The following is a 21,176-nucleotide window of genomic DNA, read 5'->3' on the forward strand; positions in this document are numbered from 1 at the left end:
TTATAGATATTGAATAAATTACGAAGAAACCAAATCATAGTAGGAATTGTTAGCATTGTGATAATAGTTGGAGTTCTTGTAAACATGGAGATTGACGAACAAAACAGACTTGATAAAATTGGAGAATGTAGGGCAATCATTAGTGAGCATTTGGATAATCCTTGTGTTGACAATGATCAATGTGAGAAAAGACAAGAAGCTGAAGAACAAAAATGCTTCAATGAATTTGATGAACTGACACATAATGAAAAGAAGTATGATAACATGAAGATCGTGGCACGTTCTCCATGACCTTGAATTTTGCAGAATAATACAGGATGTTAATCTGAAATAAGTCTAAATCAACACTATTCATTTGTAAAATAATTTATTTTTTTTAAATCCTTTGTTTGCGTTCTTTGAGTTTGTCTCCTAATTCCTTTATCTCATTACGTAATTCTTCATAATTTTCTCCTAAGATGTCAATCTTGGATGGTTCTATCATCAGTACTTTTTGGAGTTCATTCATTTCTTTTTGTTTCTTGACGATTAATTCATCTATTTTTACTATCTCTTGTTTTGTCTTTTCAATATCATTTTCAGACATATCTAGTCTTGAATAGATTAATTAAAAATCGTATGCTATTTTTCTATAGGAAGATTCAAGTCATTTCCCCATTCGCCCCAAGAGCCCAAATACACTTTGATGTTTTTGAATCCAATCTTTTTCAAAGAGAGATAGCTGTTTGCAGCACGATATGCACCCTGACAATATGTAACAATTTCAGTCTCCTTATCTATTTGATATAGAGACTCTAATTCTTCATCAGACTTTAGTTTTCCAGAATCATCAAGATTGTTATTCCAATCTATGTTTTTTGCAGTAGGAATGTGGCCACCACGTGCTGCTCTAGGAGTAGTTCCATCAAATTCTTCAGGTGAACGAGCATCAATTATTGTAACTTTGCCAATATTTTCATTTAATTCCTCAAATCCAATTATGATTGAAGGGTCAATTGTCGTGGTAAGTCTAGAAGGTTTGTAAATAGTAGATTCAGTTTCAGTCGGTTGATTTTCCCCAGTCCAGTTTGATAAACCACCATCTAACATTTGAACATCTGGATGTGAGAAATATAGACACATCCATACTCCTCTAGCTGCAAGCATTCCAGTGGTATTATCATAGAAAATTATTTTTTTATTTTCATCGACTCCAGCATATGATAGAATTTTTCTCATATGTTCTCCAAAACTTATCAATCCTTTTTCAGATGTATCAGCCCAATGAAATGAAAATAGATCCAAACTTACAGCACCGGGAATGTGTGATTTAGAATAATCCTTGTAAGAGCGGGCATCTATTATGAGAACAGAATCATCTTTGTAGATTTTTGCCAAATCCATAGTTGAGATAAACATAAACTAACTTTTCGCAAGTGGAATAAAAATTAGTTTAGCATCCGCTGCTTGGAAAATCTAAAAAAAGAAAAAAAGAAAATTGGTTTTTTTCTATTCGTTTACGTATGCTCTTTCACCGTTCTGTGAGAGGTCGAGTCCGATTTCCTCCTCTTTTGGAGTGACTCTGATTCCTCCAGGCCATACTGCATCCATAACCTTGAAGATTACAATGGAGACACCAAATGCATATGCAATTGACATTCCTGCAGCAACTATTGAAATTGCTTGTTGTTCGTAACCTTCTGGTGTGCCGGTCCATGCGCCAATACCATCGCCTGTGTCCCAGATGTGTGGACTAGCTAGTGTACCTGTTAAGATAGCACCTGTTAAACCACCCATACCGTGAACTCCCCAAACATCGAGGGCATCGTCCCACTTTCGAGCGTTCTTGAATGCAACACATCCATAACAAACTGTACCTGCAGCAATACCGATAATTATTGCAGCCATTGGTCCAACCCAACCAGATGCTGGTGTGATTGCGACTAAGCCTGCGACGGCTCCTGTTGCGGCACCTACTATGCTAGGTTTGCCGGTGTGTGCCCATGACATCAACACCCACGTTACTGTCGCCATACCGGTGGCAGTGTTTGTGACTGTCCATGCGCTTACAGTGATTCCATCTACCATTACTTCACTTCCAGCGTTAAAGCCGAACCATCCGAACCATAGAATAGATGCACCTAGAACTACCATTGGTACATTGTGTGGTTCCATTGGAACTTTGCCGTAACCTAATCTTCTTCCGAGGATTAAGGCTCCTGCAAGTGCTGTAAATCCTGATGAAATGTGAACCACAGTTCCGCCAGCGAAGTCAAGTGCATATGATGGTGATAAGTCAGGGTTGAAGTCTAAGCTTCCTCCGCCGATGTAACCACCGCCCCATACCCAATGACAAATTGGGTCATAGACGAATGTTCCCCATAAGAGAACAAAGACTACAATTGCACTGAATTTCATACGGTCAACTAAACCACCAACAATGAGTGCTGGTGTGATGATTGCGAAGGTTGCTTGGAACATAGCAAATAGTTGGTGAGGCACTGTGCCTGGCCATGTATCACTACATACATCTCCCTCCTTCATCGTTTGCATTTGGTAATAGTGTGCCCAAGTATCTTCACATGGACTTGGAGCACCTAACGGTGCCCAGTGTGAAACTTGGTTGAAGCCAACATAATCAAGGTTGCCCATGAACATGTTTGCATCGTTGTCTATTCCGCCGAATGCAAGTGAATAACCCCACAATACCCATTGTACACTCATGAGACCCATGATTACAAAGACCATGCCAATTGTATTGACTGCGTTCTTTGATCGTGCTAATCCTCCGTAGAAGAATGCTACACCTGGAGTCATGAAAAGTACTAGAGAGCTTGCGGTTAGCATCCAAGCCATGTCACCTGTATCTACATAACAGTACATGTCTGGGACGCCGTCATCATCAGTGTCATACCAACATTCGTTTGGGTTACCGGTATAGATACCAGCACCTCCATCGGGATCACCGACTACATAGCCGTCCATACCATCAGAGGTTTGTTGGGCATATGCTGTTGATAGAGCACCTGTTGCCGTCATAGCGACTGCGGCCATAAGTATTAGAGCATACTTATGGTTTCGAGATTTCATTGATCAAATCCGCTGGATGAATGTATATAACAATTAAGATGTAAAATCTGTACCTAATGTAAATTATTATATTCTAGCATATTGTGATAGTAACATAAAATGAGTAAATTATGTTACTTAATGAGGCAAAAAGGGGTATGAAATCAGAAAAATCACGATTAGCAATTTTTGATACATTCAAAACCAAAACTCAACAGATTACTGGAGAAGCATCAAGACAAAGAGCAATCATACATCACTTGTCAAACTCGACGAATTCCGCATCAAAGACAAGAACTGCCATATCACAAAGCATTGCAGAGAAAAATAAGATTTTGTGGAAGAATATCTATTCAGGAATATTCAGAGATTTGGATGAAATTTTAATTCCATTAGGAATAGTTGAAGAAGAAGGTAGACTTCCTCTGAAAAGAGGACCTAAAGCATTGCAACAAAACGGAATGCCATTTTACCATCTAACAAAAAAGGGAATGATTGTCTCATTAGCGATTGACAGCATGTCAGAAAAGAAGAAGATTCTCAAAGGAATAGTAAATCAGGCAGATGAACATGAAAAACAAGCATTTGAGATTATGCAGAAATTAGTTAAGATTGCACCTCATTTTGGATTTTCAATTTTTGAAAGATATGTCAAGGCATATTGTGAAAACAAGATTGACGATCTGCTTCCATTTACAGTAGAAAATGTGAGTAAATCAGCAGATAATTCAGCCCAACTCCAAATGGAGCTATTAGAAGGATTTTCTAAGCTTTCAAAGTCAGATCGGGATCAGACTATTGATTTTCTGAAGAAGATTGACTGAGTTAACAAACATTTAAAATCAGTTCGGCGTGAGAAAAGCTAAATGGGCTCTGGAGGTTCTCAGAAAATTTTCGTTACTGTAAAATCTTATAGTAAGAGGGGTCAATTACTAAAAAGACCAGATCTCCAAACTTTAGCCGAATCTCGCGATTTAGACGAATTAGTTACCAGAATCAAAAATACAAAATATATCGATGCTGTTAACTCTGTGTCAAAACCATATACAGCCGAAAAGTTGGAAATGGCACTCAAGACATATCTTGCAAATCAACAATACAAGATTGCAAAGGCTTCTGGAAACGCAAAAATTCTAGATGCATTTTTCCAGAAATTTATTATTTCAAATCTAAAACTAATCCTAAAAGGAAAAATTCTTGAAAAATCTCAAGATGAAATTTCAACTTACTTTAACATGGAAGCTGAAGAATTGACAAAACAAAGAGATACTGTTGTGAAAGCACTAGTCTCAAAAGATTTGGAAGAGGCAGTATCATCATTAGCCTCATCACCATTTAATTCAGAAATTCAAAAAGCAGTTGAACTATACAATGAAACTAAAAACATTCAGGCATTTGATATCTACTTTGATAAGATGTATTATCAAAATGTATCAAAATCACTACGCAGTGAAAATGATCAGGACATATCTCATGTGTTTGGAATGGAAATTGACTTTTTCAATATCATGACCGTTGTTAGAGGAAAATTCTGGGGACTGGATGATGAAAGAATTCAGGATTTGAGCTGTGCTGCAACTCTAAACATTCCAAATCAAGTAATGGATAGAATGAGAGCAGCTGAAAGTGTCAAAGATGCATTAGATGAATTAGCATCAACAAAATACAAAGACTTGGTACCAGAAACAGAAGATGATGTTGAAGCAATTGCCGAATTTGAACATGCATTTGAGATGGGATATTACAAAGCAATTAACGGAGCATTTTCAAAGATGTTTAACTTTGCAACAGTTATAGGAATTTCAAAATTAATTGGATATGAGGTCAGAAACATTGGCTCAATTGCATTTGGCGTTGAACAAAAAATTCCAGTTGAAACTACAATGTCAAAATTAATCATTAAAGAAGCTGAATAGAAATGAATCTAAGAGTAATTCCAAATAACAAACTGTATTATGTAATCAAGGAACGAGCTCAACCAGAAATCAAACGAGTAATGAGCCCATACAAGGACAAGAAAATTGATTTTCTTGCATTAGGATTTTGGGTGAGTTCAATTGTGGCTGCAATTTTGGCAGTTCCTGCAATAGGAGTTTTTGTGTATTTTTACGCAGTTTTTGACAATATTCTGGTTGGCGGTGTGCTTGCATTTGTTGTTCATTTTGTGCTGTTAATGAAATCAGATAAGATTTCGAATTTTCTGACAAATCTGATAGATGATAAAGAGAAAAAAGCAGACACACATGGATTCATGTCAAGTGACTTTTTCACATTTGAGACAGATGAGGAAAACGTGATGGTGTTGAGTATTAACGAAGATGGAAAGGAGAAAAAAGATGTTCATAGCTACATGCTTGAGCATCAAGTATTCCATGTAGCTTTGGACAAATATTCAAAAAGTACTCCGAAACTAACCTATTAGCTACGATTTCATACTATCCAAGAAGTCTTTTCCTGCACCAAAGAAGTTAATGGTTTTTCCAGCCTTCCTGTTTGTGTAACATCTTTCAAAATATTGACAATCTGTACATTCAACAGATGTCTCTAGGATTGGAGTCTTTTTCTCTTTTAGTAAATCGTTTAGGACACGAACTCTTCTGATAGTTTCTTCGAACATTTTCTTATGTTTTGTAACTGAAAATGATATCTCATCACCTTTGCCGTTTATGTAAATTATAACTCCATCAACCTTATCGTATGCGTACATACATGCGTTAATGTACAACAAATCTTTTGCATTTGGACTCTCTGGAAAGTCTCCTGTTGATCTGAAAACCATCACTAAATCATCTACAATTAGGTCTGCTTGGGCTTGTAGGCTAATGTCTTCTAAGGAGAAATCCTTAGGCTGTGCTCCATAATCTAACTGTCTGAACATGCCTCCTATTAGATCTGAAAAACTTGTTCTATCTTTTTCAATTTCGTCTGTTCTATCATAAAATGCTCTTCTGAGACATCCTGTCACTTCACTGGCATGAATTTTTGTTATATCGTCTTTTTTGAATCTGTATTCCAGTTCCCTTCCGACTGATTCAACTGAATTTTGAATAACCGACCTATAGTCGCGATCTCCCATCATTGTAGATCATTTGCAAATCATCAGTGTTTTAAAGGTGTCCATAATGACGCGCACAAATTCGAGCTGGAAGATCTATAAAAATAAGAAAAAGAAAAGAAAATTCTTTTTTGGTTTTAGTTTATTCGCCTGGTTCTTCTGGGTGGCCTTTGCCTCTAAGTGCAAATGTAACTACTGCTAGTGCGATTGCTACGCCAATTGCTGAACCGAATGCGGCCATATCTGCTTCTGCCATGGTAAAAATCGACTAGAAATAGAATATAACATGTTGTATCATAATTTTGAAAAATTATGATACTATTACCTAGTAAATTCGAAGGTGATCTCGTTTTCTCCGCCTGCAGTCATCGAACTGAGGTTGTAGTATGCCTCACCTGAAACACGCCACTGCGGGGTATCATTCTCTAGTGCTTTCCAAAGCTCAGGGATATTGCCATCATTTTTGATGGTAAAATCATCTTTGATAATTGATGGTCTGTCACTTAGAATTGTAAAGTAATTGGAAGCAGAAACTAATCCACCAGGAGCGGCTCTGTCACCAATTGATTTTGTACCAATCTTCATTCCATCCTCATACACATTATAACGAATCATTTCTAAAATTACAGATTTGTAATTTGGATTTGTGACCTTGAATGCTATTTCTACATATGCAGTTCTCTCATCAACATCTTTGATTATAATCTCATCCAGATCAATTACTAATGGCTCAATTACAGTGCCACTTGAACTACCCAAACGTGCCTCACCAGAGGTATCATCAATGACGGAGGTTCCAGAATATGCGATTATCAGGATTACTACGGCAAAAGCGCCAACAACTCCGATTACAGGTATTCTGGGATTCAATAAAAATTTCTTATTTTTTCTTCATAAAAAGGAATCTAAAATATAGCACTAGTGCTGAAGGAAATTATGCAGTATTTTCAAGCGGTTCAGGAAGGCAAAAAACGGGCAAATGAAGCCCAGATGAAACTGTTCGATATTGCAGGATTTGCCATGCTAACTCTAACTACAAAGAAGAAAGATGGAAAATTCATTCCTATAGGAGCGGAGAACTATTGTGCCGCAATACATCGACCTGAAGGCTATCTGGTAATTCTAGTTGATGCAGAGGGATATACAAAAGCACAAACAAAGGATTTGGAAAAAGAAGAGGCAGGACAAATTTATTCCAAAGTTGCAGAATCGGGAATTGAAGAATTTTCAGGAAACCAGATTACTATTTGGACCGAGACATTTGATACAATTCAATCAGAATTCAAATAAAAAATTAGACGGTAACTTCTTTGAATTCATTCAGATGTTTGATATCAATAAAATCAATATCACATTTTGCCTGCTCTTTGTATGAGGCATCTAATTCAATTAATTGAGATAAAACTTGCAATCCTTCCTTGAGTTTTCCTGATTTGATTAAAGATGATGCCATATTGTACATCCCAGTTTTACTGTCAGGTTTTATCTTCAAAACTATATCAAAACATTCTATGGCTGGAACATACTGCTCAATTTTGTGAAAACATAATCCTTTGTTCAGTAATGACAAGATGTCTTCTTTTTCTTGTGAGAGAACACCATCATAACAAATGATGGCATCTTCATATTTTCCAAATTTTCCAAATATGTTACCTTTTTTGAATAACGCCTGAAGATTAGTTGGATCTTGTTCAAGAACCTTTTCATAAAATGCTAGTGCGTCTTTTGGATTACCCAAATTTAGTGCAGTTTGTCCACTTTTTAGTAATGATTCTATTTCAGACATGAATTATGCGATTATTTTTTTCCTAAGATGATTTCAGTTCCAGCTGCCCCACCCTTGATTGCCTTTTCAAGAGTTTTGATATCAGATTTTATCACTCTGGTTCTAATTTTTGAGCGTTCTATAATTTTGAGTGCAACTATATCCATCAGATCATAACCGCCGGCTACGGAATCTTCATGAATTAGAAGTTTTTTGAGGCTTTTCATCTCGATTGTTTTGAAGAGTTTTGCTTTTTTGTTTTTGTTAGGATCAGAGTCGTAAATTCCAGATACATCTGTTGCATTAAGGAACTGTTCAGCATTTACTTTTTCAGCAATTAATGCAGCAGTTCCATTTGTTGATTGACCTGGATGTAATCCACCAGCAATTACAATTAATCCGCTATCTACTGCATGTTTTGCTTCTCGCAAAGTGGTTGGAGGATGTGGGTATGCCTTGTCTTTTAGTGCATAAATGAGTAATTTTGCATTTAATCTCGATATCTCAATTCCAAGCTCATCCAAAGTGGATTCATCAGCACCAGATGAGCGTGCATGTGTAATGTAGTGTCTTGCAATTTTTCCGCCGCCAGCAACTATGATTGGCTGGTATGTCTTGCTAATTTTTACAAGAAATCTAGCATAATCTTTGAGGAGTTTTACATTCTCCATTGCGAAGACTTTGCCTGAAAATTTGATTACAATTTTTTTCTTCATTTTTACAGTTCACCAAGAATTGATTTTGCAGCAATTTCAACTTTGTTTCTATTCTTTTGTTGAGTATATGCTCTAAGAATATTCATTTTTCCAGACATTGTAGATACAAGAGGGATTTTAGATATCGGGATTATCTGCGGAGTGATTTTGCCTCCCTCTTTTTTGATTAGGATTATCGAGCTTGATTCTTTTTTGGATGGAGCAAGAGGCATCGAATGAGTAGTGGTGGTATCTATGAAAATTTGATTTTCTGCTAGTTTTGATTTTTTAGCAATATCTGCTCGAAATTGTTTTAGTGTATTTTTTCCAAATGTCTTTTTGCCAGAAATTGTTTTTTCAAATACACATTTGAAGAGTTTTCTATCTTGATAGTCATTGGCAATTTTTTTGGCTGCCTTTAATTCAGAATTAGTTTCTGGAAGAGATGTTAATTTTTCTAAAATGGTATCATCTGTTTGTTTGACATATTCTTGAGCATTCATTGAACTCAATCCGAGATGATCATCGGCCAAACTCATTGCCTCTAACAACATTACCTCTCCTGCACGCACAGTTTTGTGGAAATATACGGCCTTGAACATCTGAAAACGAGAAATCATCATTGTTTCAAAGTTTACCAAAGCAGAACTTTGGAGTGCTAACTTGTTTTTGTAAACCTCAAAGGAGTTTGTTATTCGATTATGATCAATTTTTGCATGCTCAGCACCTGTGAAATAACCATCTCTTAGCAGATAATCCATCATATCAGCAGAAAGCGCACCAGAGATGATTTCATTTTCAAACTGTTTACTTCCCTCTCCAACTGCAAGACGATTAATTTTTTTCTTATCAGTAGTTTTAGAGATGATATCACCAATTTCAGATTTTAAGATAATTTCTTTTCCAATCTGTTCATGTGTTATTCGCTTTTTTTTCTGTAACACTTCTTCAAATAGATGTGAAAATGGTCCATGACCAATGTCATGCAGTAATGCTGCTAATCTAATATCATCAATATCTGTTCCAGGCATTTGTTTTTTTGATGCAAGTGAAGTTCCTGCCATTCCTGCAATATGCATCACACCAAGTGAGTGTTCAAATCTTGTATGTTGTGCGCCAGGATATGTCAAGTGCGCACCAGACAATTGTTTGATTCGTCTCAATCTTTGAAAGACAGATGTATCAATAATTTTTTGTTCAGTACTGTTCAGTCGAATAAAATCATGAATTGGATCTGTAATTTCTAGAAATTGGTTTTTCATAGCCTCATCTTTTTTGTTACAACCTTCATTACGTCACTATGAACATCATTTTTTGATTGAGAGGCATTGACAATTTTCCACCCCTTCTTTTTTGCCAATTTTCGATATCCTTGAGAAATTTTGTTTGAAAATTCCTTATTTTTCTCAAATTTATCACGATTTTGTTTTTTTCTTGCAAATGATTCCTTTTGAGGCACATCTAAAACAATGACAAGGTCTGATTTTGGTAATCCTTCATCTAACTTCTCTAGCCAGTCTAGTTTGAGGCCGTTTGTTATTCCATATACCAAATTAGATTCTCTATATCGATTCATTATAACAACAGAATTTTTCTCATGAGCTTTTATGACATCATTAGCTCGTTCCCATCTGTTTGCAGCTAAAAGACAATGGATTACCTGTGCAGGATACTTTCTCTTTCCATGTAGATATCTATCAATTTCTTTTCCAATAGGAGTTGTATAATCAGGAAATGAGAATAATTTTACCTTTAATTTTGCAGAGCGGAGTTTTCGTTGCAGCATAGCAGACTGGGTCTTTTTTCCAGCCTGGTCACCACCTTCAAATGTTATAATCAATGTATAGACGAATGTTTCTTGGAATTAAAATCTTGGGCAGGATTAAGAATAATTTTTTCTGCCTACTTTGAGTTTATCAAGACGTGTAGTTTCTTCATCGTTTACAGTATCCTCAACTTCATCTTTGATTTCTTTTGATTTCTTTGATTTAGAAGATGCCATTTTGCTCATTACACAATTACCACTATTACAATATTAACACTAGCGATCGTTCTCTATACAGATAACATAGGATTATTTCTTCCTAAATAGAGCAGAAATTCCAATTATAACGCCAGATGCGATCATTCCTAGCACTCCAACGGTTTCATTCGATTGGAACATAAATGCAGAACCAAGAAAGACCGCTGCTGCAAAAATACTTCCAGCCAACATTGCATTGTTCTTTTTGCCAGATTGTTGCTGCATTAGTTTTGTGTCTTCCATGAATTTTTTTATCTCAGGTGCAATCGTTAATGTATCTTCAATTGTTTTTGCAAAACGTGAAAATGATCTTTTAATTTCTTCAACGTATGCATCTTTGATTAAAGACTCTTCTTCTAAAATTTGTCCTAACACCTTGATGAACTTGAAATCAACTTTGTGTGTATGGTATATGCCTTCAATAATTGTAGACATTCTCAAGTATAGAGCTAAATGTTTTGGTAACTTGAATGGAAATTTTGACATTGTTTTGTTTGCCATGTTCATTAACTGCTCAACTTCCATCTCATCAGGTTTCTTTCCATACATTGACTTGATTGATAACTCGATTCCCTTTTCAATTACCTGGCGATTAAAGTCAGGTGCTAACATTCCTAGCTCATCCATTGCTGTGACTGTTCTTGGTGGATTTTTCTCTATCAATCCTAGGTATAATCTGACTAGCTTTACTCGAGTTTCATCATTGATACGACCAATCATTCCAAAGTCATACAAAATGAGCGTACCATCGTCTTTTACAGAGATGTTTCCTGGATGTGGGTCAGCATGGAAGATGGAATGCTTGAGAAGCATTGTAAAGAAAACCTTGTGAACATCAATTACCAGTTGTTGTCTGTCTATTCCCTTTTCATCTAAAGACTGGATGTCTGTTACCTTTATTCCTGGAATATACTCCATTGTTAGGATATTTTTTGTGGAATAATCATCATGGACTTCTGGAATGACTACATTGTTGTATGGTGCCATGTTTTTCTTTATGGTTTTGAGGTTGTCGGACTCTTTTGTATAGTCCAATTCTTCGTGCATTGACTCTACAAACTGTTTCATTATTGGAATTATTGAGAATCTCAAGTTTGGATCTACAAACTTCATTGCAAATGGAATAATTTTCATTAGAACCTTGAGATCTTTTTCAACAACCTTTTCAATTCCTGGTCTCTTTACCTTGACTATAATCTGCTGACCGTTTCTAGTTCCTCTGTAAACCTGACCTAGAGAGGCTCCAGATAGTGCAGTAGTTTCTAGAGAATCAAATTTTTCATCAATCTTTCCAATGTCTTGTTCTATAACTGGTCTGACCTTTTCAAATGATTCAGCAGGAACATCATCTTGTAGTTTTGATAATTCTTTCATGTATGGTTCAGGTAAAATGTCAGCTCTTGATGATAGCCACTGTCCAAACTTTATGTAAACAGGACCTAATGAGATGCAGGTGTTTAGAATACGTCTAGCATGACGCTTGAATCGTTCTTCATCTACATCTTTTTTGTCATCAGATATCCATAAGACGCGATCTTTTCTTAATGCCATGATTGATGGCAATAATTTGATGAAAACGTAGATTGTTCTTCCTAAAACCATTGTAAATTACTCCTTTAGTTCCTGTTGTTTTTTGATTGCTGCCTGTAGCTCTAGATTCAATTTTTTTAGCTGGATTTTGTTTTCTCTTATCTCAGATGCGATAAAATTAATTGTTTTTTGAATTGTCTCTTTTTCGTCCATTGTATCAATCCATTTTTTCCTTTATTTTTTTAGATATTTTGTAAGATGCATATCCTGCAGCCAAAGATGCTGCCAGTCCGCCAATTACTGCTTGCTGTTTTCTATATGGTGAGTTTTTTTTAATTTTGTAAATGTAAGAACCAATTGCTGCGCCAGAAATGGCTGCACCTGCTAAACCGATTAACACTTCTTGTGCGTCATGGATTAGATGCCCCATTGGGTCTGTTCTTGGGTCTACCTTGTCGGTATGAACTGTAAATTTGTCTGCGTATTCTCGAATGTGTAAATTTCCTTTTCTGTATTGTTTTAGAGCGCCTTTTTTATCGCCAAGTTTTGTCTCTTCTGCACCCATCAGTACGACTCGTTTTAAATCTAAAGGAATCTCAATTTCTTGTACCATAGTGATCGATCCTAGACTGCCATTACTATAAGAATTCTATGTAACGTAGAAATGCAATTAGTTCCGTTTTGATAGTAAAACTATCATTTCAGGCACAAAAAATTGCCCGAAATGATAGTAAATTTTTACTGCTGCAATACAGTATTCCTTAACATAAAATTACTATTGTTACTATATGGATACTGCTTAAATTCTACAATGCCGTAATTTGTTGTCATCAAAAATGGGAAACGAAAAAGAACTGTTCAATGGAAATAGAATCAGCCTCTATGACTACAAAGACGAAAAGGGAAACGATGCTGTCATCTTAGAGTATGGTACGACAAAGCTATACATCTGGGATGAAGACTTTGACGAGCTAATCCATGGCATAAACTTCGTAAGAAGTAAAGCAAGTATGCCACGTGGAGACTTTTACAAGTGACATCGCCATATTTGGAACCAAAACTTGCTCAAAAAGAATATCTGGAACAACGATACAAAATTCGAGCATGGATTAATGGTGGTCTTGACAAGTGGACATTAGCACTGGAACAAAAAACTGACGGATTTGAGATAATCAGCAATCTCGTCAGATACTGTCACATCTACTTGAAAAGTTGTACAGACCTTCCAGAAACGACACACTTGATGCCGTTAGTCGAAGGATTTGTCGAAAAAATGGAGAAAAAGTATCCACTTGGAACTCCCGGACGAGTCAGACTGGTAGCGCAAATGATGTTTGCAACATACTATCTGCTAGATCCGGAGTTACACAAGGTTACAGAGGCTGGTAAAAATATCAGGTGTGAATCCTGAATTCAATCCTTTTTTTATTTTTGTATATTTTCTTTGGTAAATTCGTATTTTTCCATTATTGAAATCTCTTTTTCAAATCCTAAACGTTTTACTTCTTGATTCACAATTTTTTCGTGTTCATCATATTCCTTTGAAGGGGGATAATATCCAGATTTCAAATATTTCTTGAGTATTAGTCCAATGTCTTCAACTGTAGTTACTTCATCATTATGTTCTTCTAACACATTGTATTTTGTAGAATATTCAACTAATTCATGGATTATCACTCCTTTGATGTAATCATCATTTCTGCAATGAATCCGGTGATCAATTACAATATCGATATCAAATTTGAGACTGGTTTCATCCTTAGAGTCAAGATAAAAATCTAGAAAACAGACTCCATCAGGATATTCTCTCATAGTACTAACAATATCAAAAAGATTATCAGGATTATTTCCAATTATTGGAGCCAAATTTTTCCATTCTTTTTCTGCATTTTCAATGTCTTGCAAATATTTGGTTTTTTTAAGATGAATAGGACCAGATTTGCGTCTTTTCGCTATGTTTTCTAATGTAGAAAAATAGATGGTTCCTGGAGATTTAAACGCGTTTTCATTAGGAAGTCTTTGTACAATATCATCAAGAGTTTTTAGCAAAAAATTACTCATTTTATTAGCAAGTTCACCTTCAAATTTTATCTCAACATTATTGAAAAAATTTTCAAGACTTAATCTATCTTGATTAGAGTTGTTTGAACAAAATGGACATGACTTTAATTGTCTTCCATATTTTTTTCCACAATGTGTACATTTTTGTGCCATTTTTAATCAGATAGTCCTACCTGCAACAAAGACCCAAACAATTTCTGCACCATTATTTTTTAAAAGTTCAGCACATTTGCCTGCTGTATTTCCAGACGTAAGATTATCATCAACTAGGAGAATTTTCTTCCCGGTTAGATTAGTTTCTTCATCTACTGCAAAGAGATCATTAACTGCCTCAGAGATTTCTTCTTCTGTGGTTAATTTTTGAATTTTAATCTTTTTTGTTTTTTTGATACAATCAAGTAATTTAGTTTCATGTCCTTCATTTTGGAGAATTCTATGAATCTCATTAGCAAATGCATATGCATTTACATTTTGTAAATTATCTTTTGAAAAACTAGGTACAGGAATTATAAAATCTGCTTCCAATAACGAATTATGGTTATTTTTGATAATATCTATAGCCACCATAGCCAAAGGTTCTGCAAATTCAATTCTATCTTTTAGATTTTGGATATGAGTTGTAAGTTGATCATTTTTTGGCTTTTTATCAAGTACATGTCTATTGTAATAATACCCAATTTGAAAAACTCCATCTGTAAACTTTAATCTTTCATGATTGTTTTTTCTGTGACAGATTTTATCAAGATTTGATCTTTTATCTAAACCACATATTTCACAAATATTCAGATTTACAGTGATATTATAGATCCCAGATGACAAAAAATCTTTGAATCTTTTGTCATATTGAAATAATTCATAATGATCTCCTTGGGATTTTATTTTCCATTCATTTTCAGATAAATTATTCATTTTAACTTAGAATTAAGAAACAAATTGTTTTGCAAGGTTTCTTGTTAATAATGAATTTGGAATTACCCATGTTTTTGGGAATTCTCTTTGCCATGTTGGATGACAATTTGGATCACTATGAAAAACACATTTTGCACATCCATCCTCACAGTCATTACTACAATTTACCAATTGAGTTTTTGATCTGAAAATCCATGTTTTTAGATTATCATCTAATGTAAGAAAATCTGCACCGCCTGCAGAAACATTCTTGTTTTCATAAATTAAGACTGCACCTAATTCGGTCAAAACTGTACCAGTAAAAGTTTCATTTTCTAATCCAGTGACAAGAGCAGCATTTTTTGTTAGAGAATGCTCAAACGTATGTAAGATTTTGAATAATACAGAAAAATCTGAATCCTTATCTAATTTATCATCATCATCTTTTAGTTTAGAACAAAGCCATGAATACATTTCATTAATTTCTGATTCTGATGCAGTTTCTATATCTCCCAAAAATTTTTCTATTTGTGCCTTATCGGTGCCAGAAAGTTCTTGTTTAATTAAAAATTGTAAAACAATTGAAGTTAATTTCTTTTTATCAAATCTTACTAAAATTCCTTTTCCCACAGTTTGATTAAGATAAACAGAATACTCATTTTGATTTTCTGAACGATTAAATTTTCTAAATAAATTAGGAACTGATGTTGCATCATAAGTTGTTGTTCCAAATATTACATCATTATTTTGAACTTGATCAATTTTTTCTATATTTGTTATTCCAAAAGAATTGATCAATATCTGTAATTCCTCATCAATTGAGGAGTCTTTTATTGACCATGAGGAATCTGAAGATTCAGGTATTTCATTTTTAGATTCGCCAAATAAAATGAAATTTTTTCTTGCAGCAATTAATTGAGAGCGATTTGAAGGTATAAGATCCATTTTCGTTGCGGTTCCAGTTCTTGCCTTACATACCTGACAAAATCCCATAACAGGGTCCTCATGATTACCAGATTCACAGATCCATTTCCATTTACTACCTTGACTATTCATTTTCAATTTTATAGGACCATGATGGTTTCTACAAGAAAATGTTGGATCAGTAAAATTTTCCATCGGTGAAACGTCTTTAACATTTCCACATTTGTTACAAGAAAAATATCTTGGAATTTGTTCCAGTTCATTTTGTTTACAAATTGGACATTTCCAATCTGTCTTTTTATCTGGATTTAGTATTTCATAATGACCGCATCTTTTGCAGTTCAAACCTTTTGGAAAGCACTCTAGATGTGCAACTTCAGGTTTCATTATTCGAATTTGTTCTTTTTTGATTAATGGTTTAGCTGAACTTTGAGAATATGTGGCCATTAGTGCCTGAATCTTAGTTTGTTTAGTAGGATCAGAGTCAGGAGCAGTATCAAATGTAGTTTCAATTGAGTACAACAATTCACCAATTAAACTTCTCAAAGTTTCATCAACAAATACATCGCGACCTTCGATAGATTCAGTTTTCCAAGCAGATGAATTTTCATATGAATAATTAACTTGATCAGGGAGATACTTCTGGAGAATTTCTCTTTTACCTAATTCACGAAACTCAGTCATCTTGTTTACCTCTAAAACTTCGAAGTGAATTTAAAATACTATATTGTATTTTTGGTTTTACTTTTACTCTATCATCAGATTCATGTAAAGTCGAAGTAAGCATTTTTTCATCATGAAAACGTTTTGATGTAAAGTCACTTGGAGATGATGCTTGTTTAACTTTCATATATGCTTGAACTTGTAATTGATTTAGAATTTCTTTCCAGCCTTCATCTTTAACCCAATCTTTTTTGTAGATTTTTGTTAGATCTTTTTCAAATTCTCCAGATTCAATCATTTTATCAAATGCTTCAAAAGCTTTTGAAGAATTCATTACAGTTGAATCATTTACTTGTTGACTCAAAATTGTAGCTAATGTTACATTTGGTAATGACAAATCAATCGCATAAGAATTCATTACATTAATTGGCATTGGTTCATACCATTTTTCTAAATTACCTAATGTTTTTTCCAAATTTTGATAAATTAGATTATCACGTGGGATATCTGGACGTATGTGGATAAATATTAGACTAGGAACGTTTCCCCTAGCAGTTCTTCCTGCTACTTGAGCAAGCTCTACAAAACTATTAGGAACACCAAAAAAATGCATGATGTTAATATTTGGAAAATCAACACCTTGACCAAGAACACTTGTTGTAATCAAAACATCAAGTTCATTTTTTTCTACCTGTGATAGTAAATCAAAAAGTTCTTTTCTTGTATTTCGTCCTGAACCAAATTTTATATTATTTGGATCAATTGGATATCCATCATCATATGCTCTATTAGGTAAACTTTGATAGATAGAAATTCCATCAAATTTTCTTCGTACATAGATTGTCTGTATTTTGTAGAACTTTTCCATAGAAGGATCTGGTTTGACTATATTTTTTATCGCTTCAAATCCCGATAATGTCATTCGTTCTACGGAATCAAGAGTACTTGCAATTATTGGTTCAACAATTACAAATCTATGCCTAATTTCTTGTTGGCTTTTAGTAAAATATTCTGCCCAGAAATTTTCTTCTTTAGGAAAAATTGTTTCTTCATTTGTTTTCCAACCAGTAAGATTTGTAATTAATTCATCCTGATTTGCAATAGTTGCAGTGGCTCCTAAATGCTGAATAGCATTTGTAATACCATATTTTTCATTTGTAACTTTTAGTAATGAAAGAAAATGACCGAAGAGATTTCCAGATGTGCCTGAAAGAGTATGAACCTCATCAAAAACAATCAAAGATGGATTTGAATGGAATTTTGTTTTATTGTCCATATCAGTTTGACAGTTTTTACATTTGTGAATTTCGTCATTTTGATTCTTTAAAATTAATGGTTGAACAAGATTACATTTTGGACATCTCTTAGATGATACACCAAACATGGTATGAGACCATGAACTAGTTGTTAATGAGAACCAAAATTTATCTGGTGTTCCAACTACAACACTTGGACAATACCATTCAACTTCACTACTAGTGACAAAAACAAATTCAAATTTTTCATCACAAGAAGCACATTTTGGAATTAACCTGAAATCATTAATTTTTTCAACAATAATTTTTTTCTCTTTACATTTTGGGCATTTTCTTATCAGATTAAGAGGTTCTTCTCCTGAAACTGATGCAGGTCGTAAAATAGCATTTGGATCAATGTCACCATCACTATATTGACCAGTATAGTAACCAATTGATATTTCAATTCCTCGTTTATTCAAATGATAGAAATATCTAACCATATCATTGAATTGTGCTGCATTTAGTGCCTTTGTTGGAAATGTGATTAGTGTTGAAGTACCATCTAATTCATTGAAAGTTTTATGAATCACTGAACAAACATAGAAAACTAATGATTTTCCAGAATCAGTTGGTGCTCTAACAATAAATGGAGAGGATTCTTTATTCAATAATTTTTTAATAAATTTCTGTATAGCCTCAAATTGAAATTTGTATAATTCATTAAAATTCGGGTTTGCATCCTTAATTGCACGAAATATTTCTAAAAGTATAGAAATTTTTCCATTCTTAAGAGACTCAATCTCAGCATCATCTAACATAGTTAAACTATGTAAAAGATTTTCTTCAGAATCCAGCATAAAATCAAAATTACTGTCTGATTTTACAGGCGTAATTCTTGCATGATCAATTATTCCAATAGGGTTAGCAAATAATTCATTTCCTAATGATGATATTTTTGGTATTGTGTTAAGTGAAGAACATTGTTTGATTGCAAGTTTCAATTCGGCGGAATTTACTTCATTATTACCATCATCTATGAGTAATTTTCCATCATTTGCCTTAACAATCAACTGAGTTCCAAAAAAAGCAAAAGGAAGAACAGTACTTGGATAAGGTGTTGAGGGTATTTTTCCTGGTTTAGGTGCGGTTAGATTCATTTTTGAATTATTTTCTATTCTAATTGTAATTTCATAAAATCCATCTATTCCAATTTCTCTAGCAGAAATTCGTAATTCTCCTCCAAGTTTCTTTGCTTTTATCTCAATTGCTTTTTTTGTACTATCATTTCGTTTTGTTTGTTCTTTATCATCTTCATCATAAAATGTCTCATTTTCAATTTTTGGTATTTCAATTGGAATTAATTTTTCTTTTGAAAGTAAGCTTTCAATTGATTCATTACCAGTAAATGAAAAATTTTGTACATCTTCAATTCCTTGTTTATGTTCTTTACCAGAAATACTAATTGATTGTGTGGAGTTTAATCTATTCTCGGTAACTAATCCTTTTCCAGATTTTTGATAATTAATTTCTACTTCTTCCATCTTTTTTACATTTTTTAGAATAGGACGTAGAAATGAAAAATTTGTCTCAATTTTATTTTCTTTTGTAGATTTAATCAAAAATTGTACTTGCTGATGGAAAGGAAATGATTTATTTTTCATTCCCCAATTCTGTAAACATCTTTCATTGTATTCTTGTGGAACAAGTAGACCACAAATTGATGCTCGTCTTAATCCTTTTTCATCAATATCCAATTGCCCATCTAGAACCATTGATCGTAAAAATTCACTTGTAAGATTATCCAGGTATTGAGTCTCAGACGTACTAGAGTCCATTTTTTGATGATCAATTAAAGATGTAATATTTGCCTGTACGACATCAGTAGGAGATTGTGAATTAGACATTTTTCACTACCTCTTTTGAAAAAATATGACTGAGTTTTCTGAATAATCCTTCTGGTGCGTTAATCCATCCTTCCAGTGTTGTGTTTTTAACTAAATCTTCAAACCAATTTCTAAGGTATGACTCCTTTGAGGGATCACTGAGTAATTTTTTGATGAAATCTATATCATCAATATTTTCAGTTAAACATTCAGTTACAAATGAGAGATCTGCATCATTTGAAATTTCTACACATTCTGCAAGTGTTTTTTTAATATCTAATTTTTTACCAGCACGATAAAGTATTTTGTGAGCAGATGCTTCAAATTCTCTGATATTTTCGATTAGAGCAATAGGAATATACAATTTATTTTCTTCATGTACAGGAATAGCACGAGAAGAATCATTGTCTACAAACAAAATAGAGTAAGAGTCATTTTCAAAAGTTACTTTTAATTCGGTTTTAGTTTTAGTAATTTTTCCATTTAATTTTTCTATTAAATTACTGATTGTTTGTATTTTTTCAGATTCGATATCTGAGAGCGAAATTAATGGACTTCCACTGGCCTTTCCATTATCACCTGGAAGAGTAACAAAATCTTCGCATTTTAAAAGATTAATTTTATTTGCTTTTAAGAAAACTTTGAGTAATTCAAAATATGTTATTTTGAAATATAACATTCCATACAAAATAACTTCATTTGGTCTAAGACGTGTTAGAGAATTGAAAATATCATCAGGTATCATTCCTAATGAATTTAGTTTTATTGTGCCAAATCCTAACATTTTATGATCTGCCCAATAGACTGTACGATTTGTGAAAGTCCTTGATGCTAGATTGAATGCTGCACGTTTATCTACTAAATGAAGTTCTTCTTCAGCACCTAGATAGTAGTATTCGTCGTTTCCTTGATTTTCACATTTTATTATTTGATGTTCTCTCAGAGGTACACCAATCGAGTTTTCTGGATTTTTTATGTAAATCCATCTTCGTGTTTTAGGATCAAGGAATCTGTGTTCTCGTCCTTTTGGTAGTTTTACAAATCTATGACGACCAAGTGATAGTGTTTCTTTTGTGTAACCTGAAAAAACATTTCGTACGTGTGTTAAGAGATCATGTACAGTTACATCTATTTTCCTAAGAAAATCAATTGTTTGATCAACAATTTCTAAAGGAACTCTAAATCCAGCAAGTCTGAATTCACTGTTCATTTTACCAGAATTTAATTCAACAAACTCCTGTATGTCTTTGTATTTTTTATAATCTAGTCTAGTTAAAATTAAGAATTGATCTGTTCTAGTTTGAACTATATCTGGTTCCGTCTCATGAAAACAATTATTGCAATACTCTAGAGGATTCAAGCTGATCAATAGATCTCTCCTAGAATATGAACATTGTGCGTGA

General features: G+C 33.9%; 25 protein-coding genes. 7 read left to right on the forward strand and 18 right to left on the reverse strand.

From position 1 onward, the window contains the following. Nucleotides 1–9: 9 nt before the first annotated feature. Complete coding sequence (locus tag T478_RS06730) at nt 10–291, forward strand: hypothetical protein (RefSeq protein ID WP_048106313.1); 282 nt, start codon at nt 10–12, stop codon at nt 289–291. Nucleotides 292–376: 85 nt separating this feature from the next. Here the strand turns inward: T478_RS06730 and T478_RS06735 are convergent, their stop codons facing one another. From T478_RS06735 to T478_RS06745, 3 genes are all read right to left on the reverse strand, one after another. Further along, nucleotides 377–586, reverse strand: a complete 210-nt coding sequence (locus T478_RS06735) for a hypothetical protein (protein WP_048106320.1) — start codon at nt 584–586, stop codon at nt 377–379. Between the two features lie 35 nt (nt 587–621). Next, entirely contained in the window at nt 622–1,398 is a 777-nt protein-coding gene (locus T478_RS06740; protein WP_048106322.1) for a sulfurtransferase, read from the reverse strand. Nucleotides 1,399–1,488: 90 nt separating this feature from the next. After that, entirely contained in the window at nt 1,489–3,069 is a 1,581-nt protein-coding gene (locus T478_RS06745) for an ammonium transporter (protein ID WP_048106323.1), read from the reverse strand. A 137-nt stretch (nt 3,070–3,206) separates the two neighbouring features. Here T478_RS06745 and T478_RS06750 point away from each other — a divergent pair, with 137 nt between their 5' ends. From T478_RS06750 to T478_RS07400, 3 genes are read left to right on the forward strand one after another with little or no spacing between them, the layout of a single operon-like run. Next, nucleotides 3,207–3,872 (forward strand): hypothetical protein, encoded by a 666-nt coding sequence (locus T478_RS06750; RefSeq protein ID WP_048107073.1) that lies wholly within the window; start codon nt 3,207–3,209, stop codon nt 3,870–3,872. 42 nt (nt 3,873–3,914) lie between these two features. Further along, the gene (locus T478_RS06755; RefSeq protein WP_048106330.1) at nt 3,915–4,964 is read left to right on the forward strand and encodes a V0D/AC39 family V-type ATPase subunit; all 1,050 of its coding nucleotides are present in this window, start codon (nt 3,915–3,917) and stop codon (nt 4,962–4,964) included. A gap of 2 nt (nt 4,965–4,966) precedes the next feature. Further along, nucleotides 4,967–5,470 (forward strand): hypothetical protein, encoded by a 504-nt coding sequence (locus tag T478_RS07400; RefSeq protein WP_052433931.1) that lies wholly within the window; start codon nt 4,967–4,969, stop codon nt 5,468–5,470. Here T478_RS07400 and T478_RS06765 read toward each other — a convergent pair whose 3' ends face one another. Both T478_RS06765 and T478_RS06770 read right to left on the reverse strand, forming a co-directional pair. Further along, the gene (locus T478_RS06765) at nt 5,471–6,127 is read right to left on the reverse strand and encodes a PD-(D/E)XK nuclease family protein (RefSeq protein WP_048106336.1); all 657 of its coding nucleotides are present in this window, start codon (nt 6,125–6,127) and stop codon (nt 5,471–5,473) included. A gap of 297 nt (nt 6,128–6,424) precedes the next feature. Continuing rightward, nucleotides 6,425–6,973: a hypothetical protein gene (locus T478_RS06770; RefSeq protein ID WP_048106343.1), complete on the reverse strand. Its 549-nt coding sequence runs from the start codon at nt 6,971–6,973 to the stop codon at nt 6,425–6,427. 66 nt (nt 6,974–7,039) lie between these two features. On the opposite strand from T478_RS06770, the gene T478_RS06775 reads away from it, so the two are divergent. Further along, complete coding sequence (locus tag T478_RS06775; protein WP_048106345.1) at nt 7,040–7,393, forward strand: Rossmann-fold NAD(P)-binding domain-containing protein; 354 nt, start codon at nt 7,040–7,042, stop codon at nt 7,391–7,393. Nucleotides 7,394–7,397: 4 nt separating this feature from the next. Here the strand turns inward: T478_RS06775 and T478_RS06780 are convergent, their stop codons facing one another. The 8 genes from T478_RS06780 to T478_RS06805 all read right to left on the reverse strand — a co-directional run bounded on the left by T478_RS06780 (nt 7,398) and on the right by T478_RS06805 (nt 12,729). Beyond that, nucleotides 7,398–7,889 carry a tetratricopeptide repeat protein gene (locus T478_RS06780; RefSeq protein ID WP_048106347.1) on the reverse strand — a complete coding sequence of 164 codons (492 nt, stop codon included), beginning with the start codon at nt 7,887–7,889 and terminating at the stop codon, nt 7,398–7,400. Nucleotides 7,890–7,900: 11 nt separating this feature from the next. Next, a complete protein-coding gene (gene pyrH / locus T478_RS06785; RefSeq protein ID WP_048106354.1) occupies nt 7,901–8,584 on the reverse strand; it encodes a UMP kinase in 684 nt (227 codons plus the stop codon). Between the two features lie 2 nt (nt 8,585–8,586). Continuing rightward, nucleotides 8,587–9,825: an HD domain-containing protein gene (locus T478_RS06790; protein ID WP_048106357.1), complete on the reverse strand. Its 1,239-nt coding sequence runs from the start codon at nt 9,823–9,825 to the stop codon at nt 8,587–8,589. Further along, on the reverse strand, nt 9,822–10,403 hold the full coding sequence (gene tmk, locus T478_RS06795; RefSeq protein ID WP_048106364.1) for a dTMP kinase: 582 nt from the start codon (nt 10,401–10,403) through the stop codon (nt 9,822–9,824). The genes T478_RS06790 and tmk overlap by 4 nt, the downstream gene beginning before the upstream one ends. Nucleotides 10,404–10,445: 42 nt before the next feature. Beyond that, nucleotides 10,446–10,574 carry a hypothetical protein gene (locus T478_RS07890; protein ID WP_256378796.1) on the reverse strand — a complete coding sequence of 43 codons (129 nt, stop codon included), beginning with the start codon at nt 10,572–10,574 and terminating at the stop codon, nt 10,446–10,448. Between the two features lie 63 nt (nt 10,575–10,637). Next, entirely contained in the window at nt 10,638–12,188 is a 1,551-nt protein-coding gene (locus T478_RS06800) for an ABC1 kinase family protein (RefSeq protein ID WP_048106366.1), read from the reverse strand. 6 nt (nt 12,189–12,194) lie between these two features. Further along, nucleotides 12,195–12,329, reverse strand: coding sequence for a hypothetical protein (locus tag T478_RS07895; protein WP_256378797.1), 135 nt, complete (start codon nt 12,327–12,329; stop codon nt 12,195–12,197). A gap of 4 nt (nt 12,330–12,333) precedes the next feature. Further along, complete coding sequence (locus T478_RS06805) at nt 12,334–12,729, reverse strand: hypothetical protein (RefSeq protein ID WP_048106368.1); 396 nt, start codon at nt 12,727–12,729, stop codon at nt 12,334–12,336. Between the two features lie 223 nt (nt 12,730–12,952). Here T478_RS06805 and T478_RS06810 point away from each other — a divergent pair, with 223 nt between their 5' ends. Further along, complete coding sequence (locus tag T478_RS06810; protein ID WP_048106370.1) at nt 12,953–13,153, forward strand: hypothetical protein; 201 nt, start codon at nt 12,953–12,955, stop codon at nt 13,151–13,153. Further along, nucleotides 13,150–13,527: a hypothetical protein gene (locus T478_RS06815; RefSeq protein WP_107734676.1), complete on the forward strand. Its 378-nt coding sequence runs from the start codon at nt 13,150–13,152 to the stop codon at nt 13,525–13,527. The genes T478_RS06810 and T478_RS06815 overlap by 4 nt, the downstream gene beginning before the upstream one ends. Before the next feature lie 14 nt (nt 13,528–13,541). Here the strand turns inward: T478_RS06815 and T478_RS06820 are convergent, their stop codons facing one another. From T478_RS06820 to T478_RS06840, 5 genes are read right to left on the reverse strand one after another with little or no spacing between them, the layout of a single operon-like run. Continuing rightward, entirely contained in the window at nt 13,542–14,330 is a 789-nt protein-coding gene (locus tag T478_RS06820) for a hypothetical protein (RefSeq protein WP_048106378.1), read from the reverse strand. A gap of 6 nt (nt 14,331–14,336) precedes the next feature. Continuing rightward, nucleotides 14,337–15,086, reverse strand: coding sequence for a ComF family protein (locus T478_RS07405; RefSeq protein WP_052433938.1), 750 nt, complete (start codon nt 15,084–15,086; stop codon nt 14,337–14,339). Nucleotides 15,087–15,098: 12 nt separating this feature from the next. Beyond that, nucleotides 15,099–16,673 carry a hypothetical protein gene (locus T478_RS06830; protein ID WP_048106380.1) on the reverse strand — a complete coding sequence of 525 codons (1,575 nt, stop codon included), beginning with the start codon at nt 16,671–16,673 and terminating at the stop codon, nt 15,099–15,101. Further along, a complete protein-coding gene (locus T478_RS06835; protein WP_048106382.1) occupies nt 16,666–19,794 on the reverse strand; it encodes a DEAD/DEAH box helicase in 3,129 nt (1,042 codons plus the stop codon). Before T478_RS06835 ends, T478_RS06830 begins: the two co-directional genes overlap by 8 nt. Next, nucleotides 19,787–21,133 carry a hypothetical protein gene (locus T478_RS06840; RefSeq protein WP_146150875.1) on the reverse strand — a complete coding sequence of 449 codons (1,347 nt, stop codon included), beginning with the start codon at nt 21,131–21,133 and terminating at the stop codon, nt 19,787–19,789. Before T478_RS06840 ends, T478_RS06835 begins: the two co-directional genes overlap by 8 nt. Between the last annotated feature and the right edge of the window lie 43 nt (nt 21,134–21,176).

The organism is Candidatus Nitrosopelagicus brevis (assembly GCF_000812185.1).
GTDB classification, from domain to species: Archaea; Thermoproteota; Nitrososphaeria; order Nitrososphaerales; family Nitrosopumilaceae; genus Nitrosopelagicus; species Nitrosopelagicus brevis.

What these genes read in the sequence shown, in the direction of transcription:
- T478_RS07890 (WP_256378796.1), bottom strand. Translation starts at nt 10,574, where the DNA reads ATGAGCAAAATGGCATCTTCTAAATCAAAGAAATCAAAAGAAATCAAA.
- T478_RS06745 (WP_048106323.1), bottom strand. Translation starts at nt 3,069, where the DNA reads ATGAAATCTCGAAACCATAAGTATGCTCTAATACTTATGGCCGCAGTC.
- T478_RS06750 (WP_048107073.1), top strand. Translation starts at nt 3,207, where the DNA reads ATGAAATCAGAAAAATCACGATTAGCAATTTTTGATACATTCAAAACC.
- pyrH (WP_048106354.1), bottom strand. Translation starts at nt 8,584, where the DNA reads ATGAAGAAAAAAATTGTAATCAAATTTTCAGGCAAAGTCTTCGCAATG.
- T478_RS06740 (WP_048106322.1), bottom strand. Translation starts at nt 1,398, where the DNA reads ATGTTTATCTCAACTATGGATTTGGCAAAAATCTACAAAGATGATTCT.
- T478_RS06800 (WP_048106366.1), bottom strand. Translation starts at nt 12,188, where the DNA reads ATGGTTTTAGGAAGAACAATCTACGTTTTCATCAAATTATTGCCATCA.
- T478_RS06830 (WP_048106380.1), bottom strand. Translation starts at nt 16,673, where the DNA reads ATGACTGAGTTTCGTGAATTAGGTAAAAGAGAAATTCTCCAGAAGTAT.
- T478_RS07895 (WP_256378797.1), bottom strand. Translation starts at nt 12,329, where the DNA reads ATGGACGAAAAAGAGACAATTCAAAAAACAATTAATTTTATCGCATCT.
- T478_RS06790 (WP_048106357.1), bottom strand. Translation starts at nt 9,825, where the DNA reads ATGAAAAACCAATTTCTAGAAATTACAGATCCAATTCATGATTTTATT.
- T478_RS06805 (WP_048106368.1), bottom strand. Translation starts at nt 12,729, where the DNA reads ATGGTACAAGAAATTGAGATTCCTTTAGATTTAAAACGAGTCGTACTG.
- T478_RS06835 (WP_048106382.1), bottom strand. Translation starts at nt 19,794, where the DNA reads ATGTCTAATTCACAATCTCCTACTGATGTCGTACAGGCAAATATTACA.
- T478_RS06765 (WP_048106336.1), bottom strand. Translation starts at nt 6,127, where the DNA reads ATGATGGGAGATCGCGACTATAGGTCGGTTATTCAAAATTCAGTTGAA.
- T478_RS07400 (WP_052433931.1), top strand. Translation starts at nt 4,967, where the DNA reads ATGAATCTAAGAGTAATTCCAAATAACAAACTGTATTATGTAATCAAG.
- T478_RS06810 (WP_048106370.1), top strand. Translation starts at nt 12,953, where the DNA reads ATGGGAAACGAAAAAGAACTGTTCAATGGAAATAGAATCAGCCTCTAT.
- T478_RS06735 (WP_048106320.1), bottom strand. Translation starts at nt 586, where the DNA reads ATGTCTGAAAATGATATTGAAAAGACAAAACAAGAGATAGTAAAAATA.
- T478_RS06755 (WP_048106330.1), top strand. Translation starts at nt 3,915, where the DNA reads ATGGGCTCTGGAGGTTCTCAGAAAATTTTCGTTACTGTAAAATCTTAT.
- T478_RS06775 (WP_048106345.1), top strand. Translation starts at nt 7,040, where the DNA reads ATGCAGTATTTTCAAGCGGTTCAGGAAGGCAAAAAACGGGCAAATGAA.
- T478_RS06820 (WP_048106378.1), bottom strand. Translation starts at nt 14,330, where the DNA reads ATGGCACAAAAATGTACACATTGTGGAAAAAAATATGGAAGACAATTA.
- T478_RS07405 (WP_052433938.1), bottom strand. Translation starts at nt 15,086, where the DNA reads ATGAATAATTTATCTGAAAATGAATGGAAAATAAAATCCCAAGGAGAT.
- T478_RS06780 (WP_048106347.1), bottom strand. Translation starts at nt 7,889, where the DNA reads ATGTCTGAAATAGAATCATTACTAAAAAGTGGACAAACTGCACTAAAT.